We start from the raw sequence: 19,433 nt of genomic DNA, 5'->3' as shown, positions 1-19,433 counted from the left end.
AATAATTTAATGTCTGACTACGCCAGCTTGTACCAATTTAACCCCATTAGCCAAACAATCACCCACAGGACAAGTCTTTTCAACAAACGCTGCAAAAGCTTCTGCTTTTTCTTGGCTCTCTGTCGTTTTAAAGTGCATGACAAAACGAATCTCCTGAAAGCCACAACGAACATCCGCTAACCCCATGAACCCATCCGGGTCCAAATCTCCTTCCAGCTCTATATGGAATTCTTCATACGAAAACCCAAAGCTTTCGGCAAAAGCAGCAACAACGATCGACTGACATGCACCAAGCGCACACAGAAGTGCTTCAACCGGATTCATCGCTTTGTCGGTTCCACCAAAATCTTCAGGTTCATCCATCACAATTTTAAACCCTCTAGATTGAGCTTCCACCTGCAACCCTTCAGGTAATTTTTTTGCAGTAGCTTTAAATGTAGTTAACATAAATATAACCTCCCGTTTACTTTGTGAAAAAAATAACTTGATTCAGGGAAATTGTAGCACTCTTGGTTTCAAAAATCAATAGTTAGCTAAGTAATTTATTTTAGCTGTTAAGAAAGTATCTGATATGATGAAAAGTACAAAGGTCTGTTATACTTAAGTTGATGTATAAGAAATATAGTTTAGTTGAATGGGTTGGTGTGGCCATGTTTAACTTAGAGAATTGTCTTGCTTTTATTACCAATCGTAGTGGAAAAATCTTTTCGGAAGCCTTGGAGAAAGAATTTCGGCCTTATAACATTACTAGGAGTCAATGGATTGCGATGTATTATATCTATACACATAAATCCATGACTCAACGAGAACTTGCAGAAGAATTGTCGATTAAGGAGCCAAGTGTGGTGCGGCTGCTACAAAAACTAGAAGCCGAAGGGTATTTACTTCGAAGTATTGATGACACAGACAAACGAATGAAACAAATTCAATTATCCGATCTTGGTACGCAGGTTTGTCTTAAGCTTCTGCCGATTGCTGAGAAGTTTAAGCAAGACACCATTGCTGGGATCTCTCAAGACGATCTTCATACCTTTGAGAGTGTGCTTCAGAGAATGGTTGATAACACAAGGAAATAGCAAATATAGAAAAACGACCAAGAAAGGTACTTCCCTTGGTCGTTTTTCTTATAAAGCGCGCATGTAATTGCTGTTTTACACTTCTATACTTACTGGAAAAGTAGAAGTAAATGGTTAAGTAAGTAAGATCGGCTTGATTCCAAAAAAAGGCACACCCCTTACTGGGATGTGCCTTTTTATCTTGCTTGGCGGCGTCCTACTCTCCCAGGACCCTGCGGTCCAAGTACCATCGGCGCTGGAGGGCTTAACGGTCGTGTTCGGGATGGGTACGTGTGGAACCCCTCCGCTATCGCCACCAAACATGAATTTGCCTCGCAAATTCTAACTTCAAGGTTACACCCTGAAAACTGGATCCGAAACTTCATTGCGCCTTATCTTAGGATAAGCCCTCGACCGATTAGTATTGGTCAGCTCCATGCATTACTGCACTTCCACCCCCAACCTATCTACCTCGTCGTCTTCAAGGGGTCTTACATACTGGGAAATCTCATCTTGAGGGGGGCTTCACGCTTAGATGCTTTCAGCGCTTATCCCTTCCGTACATAGCTACCCAGCGGTGCTCCTGGCGGAACAACTGGTACACCAGCGGTACGTCCATCCCGGTCCTCTCGTACTAAGGACAGCTCCTCTCAAATTTCCTACGCCCACGACAGATAGGGACCGAACTGTCTCACGACGTTCTGAACCCAGCTCGCGTACCGCTTTAATGGGCGAACAGCCCAACCCTTGGGACCTACTTCAGCCCCAGGATGCGATGAGCCGACATCGAGGTGCCAAACCTCCCCGTCGATGTGGACTCTTGGGGGAGATAAGCCTGTTATCCCCAGGGTAGCTTTTATCCGTTGAGCGATGGCCCTTCCATGCGGTACCACCGGATCACTAAGCCCGACTTTCGTCCCTGCTCGACTTGTAGGTCTCGCAGTCAAGCTCCCTTCTGCCTTTGCACTCTTCGAATGATTTCCAACCATTCTGAGGGAACCTTGGGGCGCCTCCGTTACTCTTTAGGAGGCGACCGCCCCAGTCAAACTGCCCACCTGACACTGTCCTCGTACCGGATCACGGTACCAAGTTAGAACCTAGATACGATCAGGGTGGTATCCCAAGGATGCCTCCCTTCAAGCTGGCGCTCAAGGTTCAACGGCTCCCACCTATCCTGTACAGATCGTACCCAAATTCAATATCAAGCTGCAGTAAAGCTCCATGGGGTCTTTCCGTCTTGTCGCGGGTAACCTGCATCTTCACAGGTATTAAAATTTCACCGGATCTCTCGTTGAGACAGCGCCCAAGTCGTTACGCCATTCGTGCGGGTCAGAATTTACCTGACAAGGAATTTCGCTACCTTAGGACCGTTATAGTTACGGCCGCCGTTTACTGGGGCTTCGGTTCATAGCTTCGCTCCGAAGAGCTTACCACTCCCCTTAACCTTCCAGCACCGGGCAGGCGTCAGCCCGTATACTTCGCCTTGCGGCTTCGCACAGACCTGTGTTTTTGCTAAACAGTCGCTTGGGCCTTTTCACTGCGGCCCCCTCGGGCTATTCACCCTACCGAGGCACCCCTTCTCCCGAAGTTACGGGGTCATTTTGCCGAGTTCCTTAACGAGAGTTCTTCCGCGCGCCTTAGAATTCTCTTCTCGCCTACCTGTGTCGGTTTGCGGTACGGGCACCTTCTCCTGGCTAGAGGCTTTTCTTGGCAGTCTGAGATCATGACCTTCGCTACTATAATTTTCGCTCCCCATCACAGCCCAGCCTTCACGATGTGCGGATTTGCCTACACATCAGCCTCACTGCTTAGACGGACATCCATCAGTCCGCGTCACTACCCTACTGCGTCACCCCATTGCTCATAACGGATTACGGTGGTACAGGAATTTCTACCTGTTGTCCTTCGACTACGCCTATCGGCCTCGCCTTAGGTCCCGACTTACCCTGAGCGGACGAACCTTCCTCAGGAACCCTTAGGCTTTCGGCGGATCTGATTCTCACAGATCTTTTCGTTACTCATACCGGCATTCTCACTTGAATGCAGTCCAGCGCTCCTTCCGGTACACCTTCAACCCGCATTCAACGCTCCCCTACCCCTGATGCAAAGCATCAAGCCATAGCTTCGGTGGTGTGTTTAGCCCCGTTACATTTTCGGCGCAGAGTCACTCGACCAGTGAGCTATTACGCACTCTTTCAATGGTGGCTGCTTCTAAGCCAACATCCTGGTTGTCTGTGCAACTCCACATCCTTTCCCACTTAACACACACTTGGGGACCTTAGCTGATGGTCTGGGCTGTTTCCCTTTCGACAATGGATCTTAGCACTCACTGTCTGACTCCCGGAACTAAATCTATGGCATTCGGAGTTTGACTGAGCTTGGTAACCCTTGCGGGCCCCGCACCCAATCAGTGCTCTACCTCCACGATTCTTTTTTCCGAGGCTAGCCCTAAAGCTATTTCGGGGAGAACCAGCTATCTCCGGGTTCGATTGGAATTTCTCCGCTACCCCCACCTCATCCCCGCATTTTTCAACATGCGTGGGTTCGGGCCTCCAGTGCGTGTTACCGCACCTTCACCCTGGACAGGGGTAGATCACCCGGTTTCGGGTCTACGTCCACGTACTCAAGTCGCCCTATTCAGACTCGCTTTCGCTGCGGCTTCAGCTCTTCACCTTAACCTTGCACGGGAACGTAACTCGCCGGTTCATTCTACAAAAGGCACGCCATCACCCATAGATCGGGCTCTGACTTCTTGTAAGCACACGGTTTCAGGATCTATTTCACTCCCCTTCCGGGGTGCTTTTCACCTTTCCCTCACGGTACTGCTTCACTATCGGTCGCCAGGGAGTATTTAGCCTTGGCAGATGGTCCTGCCGGATTCATACGGGGTTTCACGTGCCCCGCACTACTCGGGATCCGTCTCGGAGGGAACAGGTTTTGAACTACAGGGCTTTTACCTTCTCTGGCGGGCCTTTCCAGACCTCTTCATCTAACCGGTTCCTTTGTAACTCCATGTGAGACGTCCCACAACCCCAAGGAGCAAGCTCCTTGGTTTGGGCTAATCCGCGTTCGCTCGCCGCTACTGACGGAATCACTATTGTTTTCTCTTCCTCAGGGTACTTAGATGTTTCAGTTCCCCTGGTCTGCCTCTCACTCACCTATGAATTCAGTGAGTAGTGACTGTCGATGAAGACAGCCGGGTTTCCCCATTCGGACATCCCCGGATCAAAGCTTGCTTACAGCTCCCCGAGGCCTTATCGTTGTTCGCCACGTCCTTCGTCGGCTCCTGGCGCCTAGGCATCCTCCGTGTGCTCTTTGTAGCTTAACCTAGTATCTACAATGTAAATACGATATGCTACCTTTATTTCACTTGTTTACACAAGATCAGCTTAAAGGAATATTCTAAAACGCAATTTCGTTTCGGTATCCAGTTTTCAAGGTGCACGTTTTTCCGGTTTTAAGGCCGGATAAATAGCATATCTCATTCCCACTAACCTGACTACAAGTAAGTGTTGGAAATTGATATACCTTTTTGAGAGCTTGAACTCTCAAAACTGAGCAACGAGTGAGTAACAGGCCTAAACCTGAATTTGAAGCTTATGCTTCATATTTGAATGTTTCCATTGCAGGAAACGATTCTCCATAGAAAGGAGGTGATCCAGCCGCACCTTCCGATACGGCTACCTTGTTACGACTTCACCCCAATCATCTACCCCACCTTCGGCGGCTGGCTCCTTGCGGTTACCTCACCGACTTCGGGTGTTGTAAACTCTCGTGGTGTGACGGGCGGTGTGTACAAGACCCGGGAACGTATTCACCGCGGCATGCTGATCCGCGATTACTAGCAATTCCGACTTCATGTAGGCGAGTTGCAGCCTACAATCCGAACTGAGACCGGCTTTTCTAGGATTGGCTTCACCTCGCGGCTTCGCTTCCCGTTGTACCGGCCATTGTAGTACGTGTGTAGCCCAGGTCATAAGGGGCATGATGATTTGACGTCATCCCCACCTTCCTCCGGTTTGTCACCGGCAGTCTGCTTAGAGTGCCCAGCTTGACCTGCTGGCAACTAAGCATAAGGGTTGCGCTCGTTGCGGGACTTAACCCAACATCTCACGACACGAGCTGACGACAACCATGCACCACCTGTCTCCTCTGTCCCGAAGGAAAGGCCTATCTCTAGACCGGTCAGAGGGATGTCAAGACCTGGTAAGGTTCTTCGCGTTGCTTCGAATTAAACCACATACTCCACTGCTTGTGCGGGTCCCCGTCAATTCCTTTGAGTTTCAGTCTTGCGACCGTACTCCCCAGGCGGAATGCTTAATGTGTTAACTTCGGCACCAAGGGTATCGAAACCCCTAACACCTAGCATTCATCGTTTACGGCGTGGACTACCAGGGTATCTAATCCTGTTTGCTCCCCACGCTTTCGCGCCTCAGCGTCAGTTACAGCCCAGAGAGTCGCCTTCGCCACTGGTGTTCCTCCACATCTCTACGCATTTCACCGCTACACGTGGAATTCCACTCTCCTCTTCTGCACTCAAGCTCTCCAGTTTCCAGTGCGACCCGAAGTTGAGCCTCGGGATTAAACACCAGACTTAAAGAGCCGCCTGCGCGCGCTTTACGCCCAATAATTCCGGACAACGCTTGCCCCCTACGTATTACCGCGGCTGCTGGCACGTAGTTAGCCGGGGCTTTCTTCTCAGGTACCGTCACTCTTGTAGCAGTTACTCTACAAGACGTTCTTCCCTGGCAACAGAGCTTTACGATCCGAAAACCTTCATCACTCACGCGGCGTTGCTCCGTCAGGCTTTCGCCCATTGCGGAAGATTCCCTACTGCTGCCTCCCGTAGGAGTCTGGGCCGTGTCTCAGTCCCAGTGTGGCCGATCACCCTCTCAGGTCGGCTACGCATCGTCGCCTTGGTAGGCCTTTACCCCACCAACAAGCTAATGCGCCGCAGGCCCATCCACAAGTGACAGATTACTCCGTCTTTCCTCCTTCTCCCATGCAGGAAAAGGATGTATCGGGTATTAGCTACCGTTTCCGGTAGTTATCCCTGTCTTGTGGGCAGGTTGCCTACGTGTTACTCACCCGTCCGCCGCTAGGTTGTTTAGAAGCAAGCTTCTAAACAACCTCGCTCGACTTGCATGTATTAGGCACGCCGCCAGCGTTCGTCCTGAGCCAGGATCAAACTCTCCATTAAAGACCAACCGAAGTTGGTTATAGAAAGAGCGATTAGCTCATTTTGAAACTGACGAGATAAAATATCTCATTTTCGTTTCCATTTCATACAGCCAGATGGCATGTACCAAAATTTCAACGTTGGATTTTGTAAACAAAATCCGTACTCACTCGTTGTTCAGTTTTCAAAGATCAAATTCTTTTTCGCTGCGTTTTTCAGCAGCTATAATAGCATACCATGTTCATTTCAAAAATGCAAGGGTTATTTTCTTCTTTTTTTCTGAAGATCATTTCACCCTGTGGATTCTCTTTCGAAACGGCTGTTTTGTTGTCAGCTCAAATAATATACCATTTAGCTTTGCTAATTACCACAGGTAAATTATACAATTAATTATATATAACGATAGCATTTCGGTTTATACCTATTGTGTTTTTGGGCATCAAGATAGATCGCCAGACCTGACCTAGTTTGGTTGATGCTAAGAGCAATGAAATCGTTTAGTTTTAGGATAAGGACCGGTGCAAATTTGAAATTAGGACTTCTCTATTCGGTTTCATGCAAACTCCTCCCCCCTGACAGTTAAATAAACACACAAAAAAACGACCTTAAGGTCGTTTTTTTCTAGTCTATGCTCTCTTTGGACGCATCCATAACATAATAGGAAGTAACGCCAGCGCCAGAATTCCTCCCGCATAAGAAAGTATGGAATAGCTTGAATTTGCTACAATCATCCCAGACAGTGCTCCTCCCGACGCTCCTGCCAAAGCAATAAGTACATCCACCGCCCCCTGTACCTTAGCTTGATTAGATGTTGTCGTCGAATCTACGATCAAAGCGGTTCCGCTAATCAGTCCAAAATTCCACCCTATCCCTAAAAGAGAAAGCGCCACAATAAGCATAACCATGGAATCAGTGGGAGCCAACGCAGCTACTACGCCAGCGAGAAGTAACGTTACAGCCGAAGCCAGCGCCATCGCTATACGACCAATCTTATCGACAAGAATACCTGTAATCAGAGACGGAAGATACATAGCGCCAATATGAAAACCGATGACTAATCCTACTTCGCCAAGTCCATGTCCATGATGCTTCATATGTACGGGAGTCATCGTCATAATCGCAACCATGACAATTTGAGTTATTATCATAATTAAAGCGCCAAGAGTAATTCCTTTTTTGCCATCACGAGTAGCTTCAAGATCAGAAGACGACTGGCTTCCTTGTGCCGCCTGATTCGCAACCGCTTTGGCTACCAATAAAGGATCTGGATGAAGAAGTAGCAATAATATTATGCCTGCTAGTGTATAGGCTACAGCCGCTAAAAGAAAAGGTCCCGCTAAACTGGGGACTCCAATGGATAACGCAAACTCTCCCGTAACGTTAACTAAGTTGGGACCGGCTACCGCTCCGATCGTTGTAAAGACCATAGCCATACTCGCAGCTGTTGCTCTCTGCTTTGAATTCGCGAGATCTGTACCGGCATAACGAGCCTGCAGGTTTGTAGCCGTTCCCGATCCATAAATAAGAAGGGAGACCAAAAGCAGGGTAATACTATTCATAAGAGCTGCAACAACGACACCGATCGCCCCAACTCCCCCTGCAATAAAACCGAGTCCCAACCCCATCCGTCGGCCAAATCTTTGGGAAAACCGACCAACGAGGAGCGCTGCAACCGCTGATCCAAGTGTAAATAGTGCTGTAGGAACCCCCGTGAACTTATCCGTACCCAGCATATCTTGCGCCAATAACGCACCCACGGTTACTCCGGCAGCCAGTCCGGCGCCTCCAAAAATTTGAGAGAAAATAACGGTGATAAGCGTACGACGATACAGTTTTTTTTGCTTATCTGAAGATTCCACATAGGAATTGATAAGCGCTTGCTTCTTCCGCGAAGCATTCGTCAAATTCATTAAGGCTAACATCCTCCCCTGATTCCCTTCAAAACAGTTATCTGTTTTTCATCAAAAAGTGACAAGCATTCCAATCTTCATGAGCCTGTCACTTCGTTAAGAATAAAGTCGTTCCAATCGTGAACACTCTTATCCAAGTGTCTAGCTTCGAAACCATGAGCTTGCAACAATTCAATAGCTCTAACCGCCATTAAGCAATACGGGCCTCTGCAATAAGCCACAATCTTCGAGTCGGCTGGCAACAAGGATAACTGCTCCGCTAATTCTTCAATTGGAACGGAAACAGCTCCCGGTATATGCGCAGTTTCATATTCATCTCGCGGCCGTACATCAAGAAGTGTGACTTCCCCTTTTTCCATCCGCATTGCCAATTCTTCCATTGTGACTCCTTCAACATCTGAGAATTGACCCAAAAATTGCTCCTTAATGTGCTGAACTTCAATTAACTGCTTTTCAGACAGGTCATACAGTGAATTTAAAAAGTGCAAAACAGATGAATCAGAAAGTTCATAATACACAAAGTTCCCCTGCTTTTTGGATTGAACCAACTTAGCCTGATATAGAGTTTGTAAATGCTGAGAAACATTGGCAACGGACATCGAAGTCATTTTAGATAGAACTTCAACTGATTTGGGTCCTTGTATGAGAATATCAAGAATTTCCAACCTTTTCGGGCTGGACAAGCATTTTCCGATCCGTGCGTATTCGGTGAAAAGACCATCTTTGAAATCTCGTTCGTTCACTATCAAACACCCCATTAATTAAACTATTCAATTAACTTCTTTAATTAAGAAATTATAAATCTTCCTTTTTTTCGTGTCAATTCTAAAATATATTCAGTTTTCACGCAAAAAAAGCCAGCTGCATGAGCTGGCAAATATCCATTTTCCCCTTTATTCCACTTTCAGACTGACTTCTCCCTGTAACCCCCCATCCGCTGAGGCTTGAAGCAACAGCTCACCAGCCACATCCCCGGATTGTACAATCACAAGACATCTTCCTCTGTGTGTTCGTCTCTCTTTCCCCTTGTAGGGTTCATCACTGGTGAGATCTCCATTGTCTATTCCAAGGATACGACCATCACCATGCAGTTCAAAGCTCAAATCAACATCCTGGTTGGGTACAACAATCCCATGTTGATCTATAACGGTTACTTCCACATGAGATATTTCATGCCCATCAGCAGGGAGAATCGCCCGATCAGCCTCCAATTTTAGTGCATAAGGAAGCCCAGCGGTGGTCAGTTCATGCTCACAAATTTGCTGATTCCCATTACGGCCTATAGCTCGGATTTTGCCTAGTGTATAGGGAAGTTCCCATAGGATTAAATGATTAGGGTAATCGGTCAACTTTCTCTCACCGTATGATTCCTCGTTCACGATCAATTCTACGCTCTCACAATTGGTAAAGGTAACCAATCGTATCAGTTTTCCTGCGTATTCAGGAAATGTCCAGTGATCTTCCATAGTCGGCGATTTCCAGTGCATTGTCCATGTGGGATTATATTCCGATTTCATATGATCGTTAAATACGGCTATGTGCACAACTGGCTGATCAGACCATAGACTTTGTTGGAGATAAGATACAGGTTTGCGGAACCCACATGTGTCGATCAGTCCGGAGGACCATCCTTTAGAGGGGTAGCTTGTTTCTCCCAAATAGTCTATTCCACTCCAAACAAATTGACCGATCACATAATCATGATTAGCAACATCAAACCAGGGATTCAGGGGTAAATAACCTTTAACCCGGTTATCTTTACCCCGATAGTATGGAAATGTCTCTGTTCCGAGGATAAGCGTATCCGGCATGGCTGCTCTATAGTGCTCATACCACTGTTCCTGATAGTTCAGCCCTAGCACATCCACTCGTTGTGCCAGCAGCTTGGTATGCTCCACCTTGGATTCAATCGGACCATCACGCAAGTTGATTGGTGTATTATGCGGCTCAAGCGCACAGGTAACAGGCCGGGTTGGGTCTTTTTTATGGCAAAAGGCAACGAGTTGCTCCAGCATGCTTAGCATGGACGGTTGACCTTGGTTCTCCACTTCATTACCAACACTCCACATCAAAACACTAGGATGATTCCTGTCTCTAACAAGCATGGCCTCCAGATCCTTTTCCCACCATTCATCATATAAATGCTCATAGGAAAGAGATTTCCATTTATCAAAAGCCTCATCAACCACCAAAAAACCCATCTGATCACATAAGTCTAATAGTTCGGGCGCCATAGGATTATGAGCAAAACGGATTGAGTTACAGCCCATTTCCTTCAGCTTCTCCAGCCTTCTCTTCATTGCTGTATCATGATAAGCAGCTCCCAGGCAGCCTAAATCATGGTGAATGCACACTCCCTTCAGCTTCAAGCTGCTTCCATTCAACAATAATCCTTTTTGAGAATCGAGGATCACTTTTCTTATACCAAAAGGGGTACGATAACGATCCACCTCAGTATTGTCGCAATAGATCGTCGTTTGGGCTTCATAGAGCACTGGATGGTCCGGTGACCATAATTCCGGCTCTAAAACTTGTGTTTTCTGCTCAATTTCCTCTGATTCTAAGCCTGCAAGGGTTACTCGGTTTTCAATTCTCCCTTTTAGTTGGCCCTGTGAATCCAATATTTTAGTCATAATCGTACACTCTACGGCATGCGCATAATAATTACTTACCTGGATTCTGGCACTCACCTTGGCTTCATCTGGTGAAATTTCAGGTGTGGTAATATAAGTGCCCCATTCGGTTATGTGAAGATAATCCGTATAAATCAGCCAGACATTACGATAAATACCGGCCCCTGAATACCATCTGTCAGGTGGAAGAAGCGTATTGTCCACTTTGACGGCAATTACGTTCTCCTCATCCCACCGAATATATGGAGTCAAATCATACTGAAAGCTAACATATCCATAGGGCCGCTTGCCCACAAAATGCCCATTGAGCCAAACCTCACTATTACTGTGAATGCCATCGAATTGTATGTATACGCGCTGTTTTGGAGAGGAGGGCTCCACATTAAAATGTTTTCTGTACCACCCGACGGACCACCTGGGCAAATAGGCTTGATTGCCGCCATACGGCATATGTGGATCAAACGATTTTTCAATACTCCAATCATGAGGGAGATGAAGGTCCCGCCAATGCCCATCGTTATAATCTGTCTTCTCAGCACCTGTGTAGTTGCCCTCTACGAATGTCCAATCTGTTCTGAACGGCATAATCACTCTGCTTCCCATTATCTTGCCTCCATTTCATAAAGTAGATGAACGGATATAAACAACAATGTGGGATGATCATCATAGGTATGGTCTCGCTTACAATATTTCAAACACGGGGCGATCCTCGACAAAGTAGACGGGGAGCGTTGGAAATTGGAGGGAAAGTGTATCAGCAAGATACTTCATACCAGGCGCTTCACTCTCAGCATGTCCCAGCATGATAAGTGCTTTATTTTGCCCTTGATAGACAGCGTCTTTCACATATTCTGGTGTTTCCCATTCGGGCCCTTCACCAGCAATGACCAGGTCTACATTTTCATGTAGAAATAATGGTATGGCTAGTTCACCACCTCCCCTATATCCGACTAAGATTCCCACTCGTTCACACGGCATGGATACCTCACCAGCTACTCGTACATAACGAATATGAAGTTTGGCTTTCATATATTCAGCGATCTCCTTAACTTCCATAGCCGGAATAGCCAAAATGGCGGAAGAGGGCTGCTGTTTCACAACGTAAGGGTGCCAATCAAGCACCTGAAGAAGTCCAACCATCACTCCATCTGGCTGATAACGGTGTATGGTGTCATGAAAACGATAAATCCCTACGCCTGAGTCGGCGACCAGGCGAGATTTGTGCAAATAGACAGGATCATGTAGTAAACATTCCTGGATACCGTGATGGCTATAATACATACCTTCATGCGTAATAATAAAATTCGCGCCAAGCGAAATAGCTTGTTCTATTACATATTGTGATGCGCAGAAAGCGGTTACAACTCCTTGAATCTCAGTATCCCTAAGCTCTGGATCAAGCAAATCTACGGTCGTATTGGGTATGTCTATTCCCTTTGTCAGATGAATCACCATCTGCCCCATAGTCATGATCATACATGTATCCCTCCCCATGAAAAATATGTATCAATTGTACCATTTTATTCTATCATGGGGCCTATTATTTCTAGCAAAACAGCCAGCTCCAAGGGAGCTAGCTGTTTTTGCGAATGCATATATTTTTTTATTTCAGAACTCCCAAAATGGAGTCGATTCGTTCTTTTGCTCCTTGCCAAGATGCCATGACCGGGAATGCATATTGCTCTCTTGCTCTCAAATTCCATGGATGAGGAATACAAAGCACCTTCTTCCCGTCCTCCAGCGCAGGCACTAGATTATGGGGACCATCATCAATCAGGAGATCATAGTTAATCAGATGCTTTCGTTTACATGGGAAAAAGTTCTCCATCGGAATGAATGGCATATGCCTTTGAAGCCAATTCCATTTCTCCACGACGGTTTTTGGTTCTGCCGCTGTCACAATAATAACATCAAAAGCATTGCAAAGCTTCTCCATTTCTTCTACAACATACTCGTCATACAGTTCAAGTTCCTCAAACAAACCCGGTCGTCCATAAAATACATCATGTGTGCTTTTGGGATGACGTAGATGATCGGTGTTCCAATCTAACATTTCTTCATAACGAAGCGGATGAGTGGGAAATTCACTATTGTTATGGTATATAGCCCGTTTGACGAGATGACAGATCGTATCGTCCATATCGACTGCTATGATTGGTTTTCTCATCATCTGCCCCTATCTATTCTGGTAAAAGTATTACGAGAATATCATACAACAATTTAATACCGGGGTGAAGCTTGGCATGGGCTATACTGTCGGTTCCTCAGATGACTCCTGATAGCTAACCAAACATATTGTTAGGCTAGTTTATATTCAACAAAGCAATCATGAAAATTAGTTAGGTTTTATTTTAATGTTTTTAGCTAAATCACCAACGTAAAAAATCAAGAAAACACATCATAATAGAGAAAAAATCCATAATAAAACCTTTAAAAGTCACACTTTAATAAGAATTCCATACAGATATACTCCAAAACAAAAATAAATTAAAAAAATCAATTGAATAACAAATTCACAAATGATAGAATAACGAAAAATAACTTCTTAAAAAATGAAAGCGCTTTATTATGTGTTTAGCTTACTGCTATTTACATACTTACATACCTACTCCACCTCTATATAGCAGGAAGTTGAATAATATATTTTAGGGAGGAATAAAAGTGAACGCATTGTTAAGAAAAGCATTATTGTCTGGACTCGCTGGTCTGCTTATCATGATTGGTTTGGGGGGATTCTTCTCCAAGGCGCAAGCTGCTTCAGGATTTCATGTAAGCGATACCAAACTGTATGACTCTACAGGCAAGCCGTTCGTTATGAGAGGCGTCAATCATGCTCACACTTGGTACAAAAACGATCTTTATACTGCTATCCCAGCAATTGCTAAAACAGGTGCTAATACAGTCCGAATTGTCCTTTCTAACGGAAACCAGTACACCAAGGATGACATTAATTCCGTGAAAAATATTATCTCTCTCGTCTCCAACCATAAAATGATTGCTGTACTTGAAGTTCATGACGCTACAGGTAAAGACGACTATGCGTCTTTGGATGCAGCAGTGAATTACTGGATTAGTATAAAAGATGCTCTGATCGGCAAGGAAGATCGGGTTATCGTGAACATTGCGAACGAATGGTATGGCTCTTGGAATGGAGGCGGTTGGGCAGATGGGTATAAGCAAGCGATTCCCAAGCTGAGAAACGCAGGCATCAAAAATACGCTCATCGTCGATTGTGCTGGATGGGGACAATACCCTCAGTCTATCAATGACTTTGGTAAATCTGTGTTTGCAGCTGATTCTTTGAAAAATACCGTTTTCTCCATTCATATGTATGAATTTGCTGGCAAAGATGTTCAAACGGTTCGAACCAATATTGATAACGTTCTGAATCAAGGGCTCCCTTTGATTATTGGTGAATTTGGCGGTTACCATCAGGGAGCAGACGTCGACGAGACAGAAATCATGAGATACGGCCAATCTAAAAGCGTAGGCTGGTTAGCCTGGTCCTGGTATGGCAATAGCTCCAACCTTAATTATCTTGATCTTGTGACAGGACCTAACGGCAATCTGACCGATTGGGGTCGCACCGTGGTAGAGGGAGCCAACGGGATCAAAGAAACATCGAAAAAAGCGGGTATCTTCTAAAAAGACAATAAGAATATAAAAAGGCTCATGGTTGAACGACCATGAGCTATTTATTTTTAATACTTTGTACTAAAGTATTCGCTGAGCGCTTCTGATCTTGCACTCCCTGATTTACATGGTGATTTTAATTTCATACACAGGTACGATGCTGACCGTGCCAATATCCGCGATTCGTTCCTCCGCAGTCTCTTTCCAGCCAGCCATGGTCGTATTGCTGTTTAGAACCTTGCCCTTTCGAATTGGAGCAACGTATACGTACATCCCTCGCTCGATAAGCCGATGTTCATATGATTTCAAACCTATTTCCCAGGTTGTGTGGTTACAGAAATTATCGTGAATCAGTTCACCGTCAATAAATGCATAACCAATGTCTCCCGTATAATCGATACGCAACAGAGCCTCTTTGATCCCATTGAGGGCATTTATTTCGAAATCAAGAACGAATTTATCATGGTTCACCCTTTTCAGATTAAATTGTATTTCTTTCTTAGGAACCCTTAACAGATACGTTGTAAATAATTCACTTTCTGTTGTTGCAAACAACTCTCCACCAGATATAGATGTGATTAAGTCGTCAAAATCCGGGAATACACTCAGTGCTACAATCTCCTGATCTGTTGATTCCAGTCTTATCTCATCTTCGGATACAAGTAAATTGGCACTCGTCAAGATAACTCTGTCCCGACCTTGCAGGTTAACCTTCCAAAACTCCAAGCTTTGTTCATCAGTCATCGTGTAGATGGCGACTTTTAAGCCACTTTCAAATACCAGGCGGATAAGACTCTCTTCCTCTTCAGCAATCTGAATGATCGTATTCCCATCCAATTGTTCTATCGAACCTTTGTCGATTGTGGCACTGATGATATCTTTTGACTCCAATGCATACGTTCCTTTCATCCCGTCCGGTACAAAGAAAAAATAATATATTTCTCCTTCCTCTTCTATCCTTGTTATCAGCTGTGCTGTTGCATATTTGAGCTTTATTCCATCCAAATTGAGGTTAAATGGCAATATAGCGAAGCTATCACGTCCTAACGTTAGTTCACCTTGACTAGGGATTACAATCGTTCCCTCAGGCAGCTCGATGCTTACATTAAAATCGCACAGGTCATGATTTTCAACATGGTCCTGGAAATTATTTAGAAACAGATAGCCCGACCCGGCACTGGAGCGCACCGCATATCGTAAGGTATCCACATCATAAGGGTCCATTCGGGACGTGTCCTCTGGCAGTATAGTCTTCGTCAGAGAGAATTGCTTTTGGAATGTTGAAAGAAAATAATGCTGCAGCTTTGTTCTTCGGTATGACTCCCTGATCTGACCAAATTCTCCGATCATGGCATTGAAATCATAGGATATTTTAGGTGTAGCCAGATCGTTTGTGAACGGGTTAACCTTACCTCGAGGATTGGAACCCCCATGATACATATAGTATCCGATCAGGTTACAGCCTTCTGCAACCTTCATGACTGTCATCGCTGGAACACTACGATAAGGAAATGCAAACCGGTATTTATAAAACTGAACCATGCCGCCACCCATTTCGCAGCAAGCGTACGGATAGTCTTCCGGGGCGTATAGGGGCTCAAAATTGTAGCTCTTCGGAATCTTGTTATTATGCTTGTCTCGGAAAATGTATTCCGGTGTCGCAGGATGCTCGTCCTTCCCCTCCAAACGTCCCTCTTCGTAATAGATCCACGGCCAGTAAGCATACCCGCCCCATAATGGCAGCATATCAGGAACAGGCGTTGTCGCTCCTCCCCAGCCTGTGCATGTATAGATCGGAGTATCAATCCCTGCTTCCAAGGCTATTTCTTTAAGTTTTAACATATGTGAATTACCGTCACTCCCAGAGTTTAACCACGTATCATTAATCCCTACAGTCAATCCCCACTGAGCAGAGGAATGATGATGCTCGTTTTCGATTTGAGTGCCGATGATCGGCCCACCCTCCTTATATAACAGCCCTTTAACCTGAATACCGATTTCGTTATACATTCTTCTTGTATAGAACAGATACCCCTCATCATTAGAACGAACCTCAAATGGGCGGCCGAATAGCCAATCCGGTATACCGCCGTTTCGGATTTCGCCATGATTGAAGGGTCCGATCCGGATAATGACATATAGCTGATGTTTGCCGCACAACTCAATGAAATAGCGGAGGTTTTTATTCCTGCTCCAATTAAAAATACCTTCAACTTCTTCATGTAGATTCCAAAAAATATAAGTAGCAATGATATTGACGCCACCCATTTTTATTTTAATAATTTCGTTTTCCCAATAGCGTTCATCATAGCGTGTATAATGGAATTCACCACAAATCCCGAAAAAAGGCTCTCCATCCTTCTCCATAAAATAGTTGGTGAATCCGATTTGTTCTCCCTTTGGATTGGTGCCGCCAAGTTTAAGATGTCCTTTCACAATCTGCTTGTGATCATCTTGGACTGTAATTCGATAGTTTCTCATGAAGTTCACTCCCCTCACTCATTCATATTGAATGACACCAGCTATCTCGGAGACAACAGGTTGTCTAAGAAAGAAGCTCTAATCCGAATTTAGGATAAATTGGTTCCACTTGCGCTGCCAGGCTATATCATTCCAGAATGGATGATGCGGAGCACAGTTGGAGCAGAGGGTCATTCCCCAGAACCCCAGTGCCATTCCTTTTCGCAATACATATTCGGCTATATATTTACCAACTGGACCTTCTTCAAATTGGGCATACAGCGGCGTATAGCCTACATAACCTTCTCCTATGACAATTGGAATACCGGAATGACGGGTCCATTCATGAATCTCTTCCAATCGGGAGTCGGCCTTCTGCAACATGGCCATTTTATGATCCCCATACCGATCGTACAAAAATAAATCCCATTGATCCGGATCTACCCAGTCGTGCAAATAAATAAGCCTCATGCCAACGGGGTTGCCTTCCATCCGCCAATTCTGCTCTGGAGGTAGAATCCATTCTGCAAATGGAGGGGCATCTTCCCTCAATAGGGATTGGACGAATGGATTGGGGAACGGAGCCAGCTCATCATCAAGCCCTGCCGCTTCCATAAGCTCATTCAGCACCCCTTTAATATAAAGATGAAAATGGGCCACCTGCATATTGCGCGCCACGTAAGCTTTGGGGTAGGCTTCATTTAACGTATAGCTGGCTGTCATCATCATATCTGGATGGCATTGGCGAAGATATTCAATCGCTTCTTCTACATAGGGCTGCATTGCTTCAACAAGCGCTGGTATGTTCGTTTCCGCTATGCCCACAGACGTTCCGACAGCGTTTAACTGCCCAAATTCCACTTCGTTATGCAACTCTGTATAGACAATCCGATCCCTATAGCCTTCTGCTGTAACAAAGCGAATCAACTGATCCATTGATTTGGCAATGGTCATGAATCTTTCCTTAGGAGGGATCGCAGCTAATTCATCTCTAAGCTCAGTATGAGCCAGAAAGGTCGGACTCTGCTGATATTCCCAAGAGGATAATATAATGTAACAGTTATGTGCCTTTGCCTGTCTAAACAGCTCGAGCAAATGAGCATGCCCATCCAACACTGCGCCGCCCCGACAGTTATACCAGCGCGTACGCTGGCCCACTTTCCCAAGGCTCGCAAACTCCAAGGAGCCAGTACGTTTGCCATCCGCCGTAAACAACATGAAGGGCATGGCGCATATTCGGATCGTATTGTAGCCTCTTTCGACTGCTTCCTGAAAACGAGCTTCCAGATCGCTGTAGGGCTCCCCCTCCTGGGTCATGGTGTACCAAGAGAAGTCCCACATCGTAATCGTCAGTTTGTGCGGTACATTTCTCATCAGACTACTCATGTGAACTCCCCTCCCAGCCCCAGTCTATAGGGTTCAATGCTCTTTAATTCACTAGCCTTCCGCAGCCCTTCTACAGCCTGTTCAATCTGTACAATCCTCTTCATGCTCAACTCATCACTCCCTCATAGTCACTCTTATACAAAAGCTTACAAGTAAGCGATATTACAGACAATTGACAATCCACTGTTTATGATGGACTATATACGTATTTCATCATTAGAGCCGCCTACGGCTGGGAGATAAATAAATTATGAATAAGAAATCCGATGAATTTGAGCGTAAAAAGGTATATGTCCTTCCACCCTATATGCTGAATAAATTAAAAACGAATCCGCTTACAAAAAATTTATATATTACGGATATAGGCTGCTTCAGCCATGCCCGCCATCATTTTCGCGAAAGAACACACGGCTGTAACTCTCATATATTCATTTACTGTGCGAGTGGAAAAGGCTGGGTGCGAACCGAGGATAACCTAACCATTTTCCTGAAAGAGCGAAGCTTTGCTTACATTCCCAGGGACATGCCGCATGCTTATGGGGCTGACGATGAAGATCCATGGACAATTTACTGGTTTCATCTTCAAGGGGATCAAATGGATGATTTTATGGCGTTGTTTGAGCCGTTTAAAATGTATATTTCAATGGCCGCCAGTGATGAAATCAAACTGCTGGAGCTATTTCATCAGTGTTACGACCTTTTACTGAACAAATCATACTCCATGATACATTTAGTTCAAGTGTCGCAAACTATCCGTTATCTGCTAAGTTTTGTTGTATCCGTTGCTTCTCGCAAGGAAGACAGCACATACCAGAGCCATGTCGATAAGGCCACACGTTATATGGGAGAACAATTGGAATCTACCGTTTCACTTGATGAGCTGAGCCGGCATGTTCAGGTATCCAAGCAGCATTTAAACTTGATATTCAAGCAATCAACCGGCTACTCTCCTGTCGATTACTATTTAAGAATGAAAATTCAGAGGGCCAGTCAGCTCTTGGATTTAACGAATGCTTCTATTAAAGAAATTAGCATACAACTCGGTTTTAGGGACCCTTATTACTTCTCCAGACTATTCAAAAAAATAATGGGCTGCTCTCCTCTGGATTACCGACATAATTTAAAGGGTTGATTCATAGATGATCTCCTCCCTACACAGATCATTTACGGATCAAAG

At 45.2% G+C, this 19,433-nt stretch carries 11 protein-coding genes and 3 rRNA genes; 3 read left to right on the top strand and 11 right to left on the bottom strand.

Going from position 1 to position 19,433, the window contains the following annotated elements:
- Positions 1-6: 6 nt before the first annotated feature.
- Positions 7-447, bottom strand: coding sequence for an OsmC family protein (locus tag EGM68_RS03610; RefSeq protein WP_090737030.1), 441 nt, complete (start codon positions 445-447; stop codon positions 7-9).
- A 203-nt stretch (positions 448-650) separates the two neighbouring features.
- Here EGM68_RS03610 and EGM68_RS03605 point away from each other — a divergent pair, with 203 nt between their 5' ends.
- Positions 651-1,076: a MarR family winged helix-turn-helix transcriptional regulator gene (locus EGM68_RS03605; protein ID WP_025675712.1), complete on the top strand. Its 426-nt coding sequence runs from the start codon at positions 651-653 to the stop codon at positions 1,074-1,076.
- Between the two features lie 183 nt (positions 1,077-1,259).
- Here EGM68_RS03605 and rrf read toward each other — a convergent pair.
- From rrf to EGM68_RS03565, 8 genes are all read right to left on the bottom strand, one after another.
- Positions 1,260-1,376, bottom strand: a 5S ribosomal RNA gene (rrf, locus tag EGM68_RS03600).
- A gap of 77 nt (positions 1,377-1,453) precedes the next feature.
- Positions 1,454-4,383: ribosomal RNA gene (locus EGM68_RS03595) — 23S ribosomal RNA — on the bottom strand.
- A gap of 318 nt (positions 4,384-4,701) precedes the next feature.
- Positions 4,702-6,255 (bottom strand): 16S ribosomal RNA (locus tag EGM68_RS03590).
- The 16S, 23S and 5S rRNA genes sit together here, the layout of an rRNA operon.
- 605 nt (positions 6,256-6,860) lie before the next feature.
- Positions 6,861-8,144 carry an MFS transporter gene (locus tag EGM68_RS03585; protein WP_129548672.1) on the bottom strand — a complete coding sequence of 428 codons (1,284 nt, stop codon included), beginning with the start codon at positions 8,142-8,144 and terminating at the stop codon, positions 6,861-6,863.
- 77 nt (positions 8,145-8,221) lie between these two features.
- Positions 8,222-8,887, bottom strand: coding sequence for an ArsR/SmtB family transcription factor (locus EGM68_RS03580; protein ID WP_013369284.1), 666 nt, complete (start codon positions 8,885-8,887; stop codon positions 8,222-8,224).
- A 150-nt stretch (positions 8,888-9,037) separates the two neighbouring features.
- The gene (locus EGM68_RS03575) at positions 9,038-11,380 is read right to left on the bottom strand and encodes a glycoside hydrolase family 2 TIM barrel-domain containing protein (protein ID WP_129548671.1); all 2,343 of its coding nucleotides are present in this window, start codon (positions 11,378-11,380) and stop codon (positions 9,038-9,040) included.
- Positions 11,381-11,458: 78 nt separating this feature from the next.
- Positions 11,459-12,253 carry a Nif3-like dinuclear metal center hexameric protein gene (locus EGM68_RS03570; protein WP_040102195.1) on the bottom strand — a complete coding sequence of 265 codons (795 nt, stop codon included), beginning with the start codon at positions 12,251-12,253 and terminating at the stop codon, positions 11,459-11,461.
- A 127-nt stretch (positions 12,254-12,380) separates the two neighbouring features.
- Positions 12,381-12,944, bottom strand: a complete 564-nt coding sequence (locus EGM68_RS03565; protein WP_129550284.1) for a 5' nucleotidase, NT5C type — start codon at positions 12,942-12,944, stop codon at positions 12,381-12,383.
- A 494-nt stretch (positions 12,945-13,438) separates the two neighbouring features.
- Between EGM68_RS03565 and EGM68_RS03560 the strand changes: the two genes are divergently transcribed.
- Complete coding sequence (locus EGM68_RS03560) at positions 13,439-14,422, top strand: glycoside hydrolase family 5 protein (RefSeq protein WP_129548670.1); 984 nt, start codon at positions 13,439-13,441, stop codon at positions 14,420-14,422.
- A 111-nt stretch (positions 14,423-14,533) separates the two neighbouring features.
- Here the strand turns inward: EGM68_RS03560 and EGM68_RS03555 are convergent, their stop codons facing one another.
- Both EGM68_RS03555 and EGM68_RS03550 read right to left on the bottom strand, forming a co-directional pair.
- A complete protein-coding gene (locus EGM68_RS03555) occupies positions 14,534-16,891 on the bottom strand; it encodes a beta-galactosidase (RefSeq protein WP_129548669.1) in 2,358 nt (785 codons plus the stop codon).
- Positions 16,892-16,969: 78 nt separating this feature from the next.
- Complete coding sequence (locus EGM68_RS03550; RefSeq protein ID WP_129548668.1) at positions 16,970-18,256, bottom strand: cellulase-like family protein; 1,287 nt, start codon at positions 18,254-18,256, stop codon at positions 16,970-16,972.
- 250 nt (positions 18,257-18,506) lie between these two features.
- Between EGM68_RS03550 and EGM68_RS03545 the strand changes: the two genes are divergently transcribed.
- A complete protein-coding gene (locus tag EGM68_RS03545; protein ID WP_025675582.1) occupies positions 18,507-19,388 on the top strand; it encodes an AraC family transcriptional regulator in 882 nt (293 codons plus the stop codon).
- Positions 19,389-19,433 lie beyond the last annotated feature (45 nt).

It is taken from the genome of Paenibacillus sp. M-152 (assembly GCF_003856555.1).
Lineage (GTDB): Bacteria > Bacillota > Bacilli > Paenibacillales > Paenibacillaceae > Paenibacillus > Paenibacillus polymyxa_C.
Note: the sequence above shows the minus strand (reverse complement) of the source record. Positions and strands in the feature narration are given on the sequence as shown.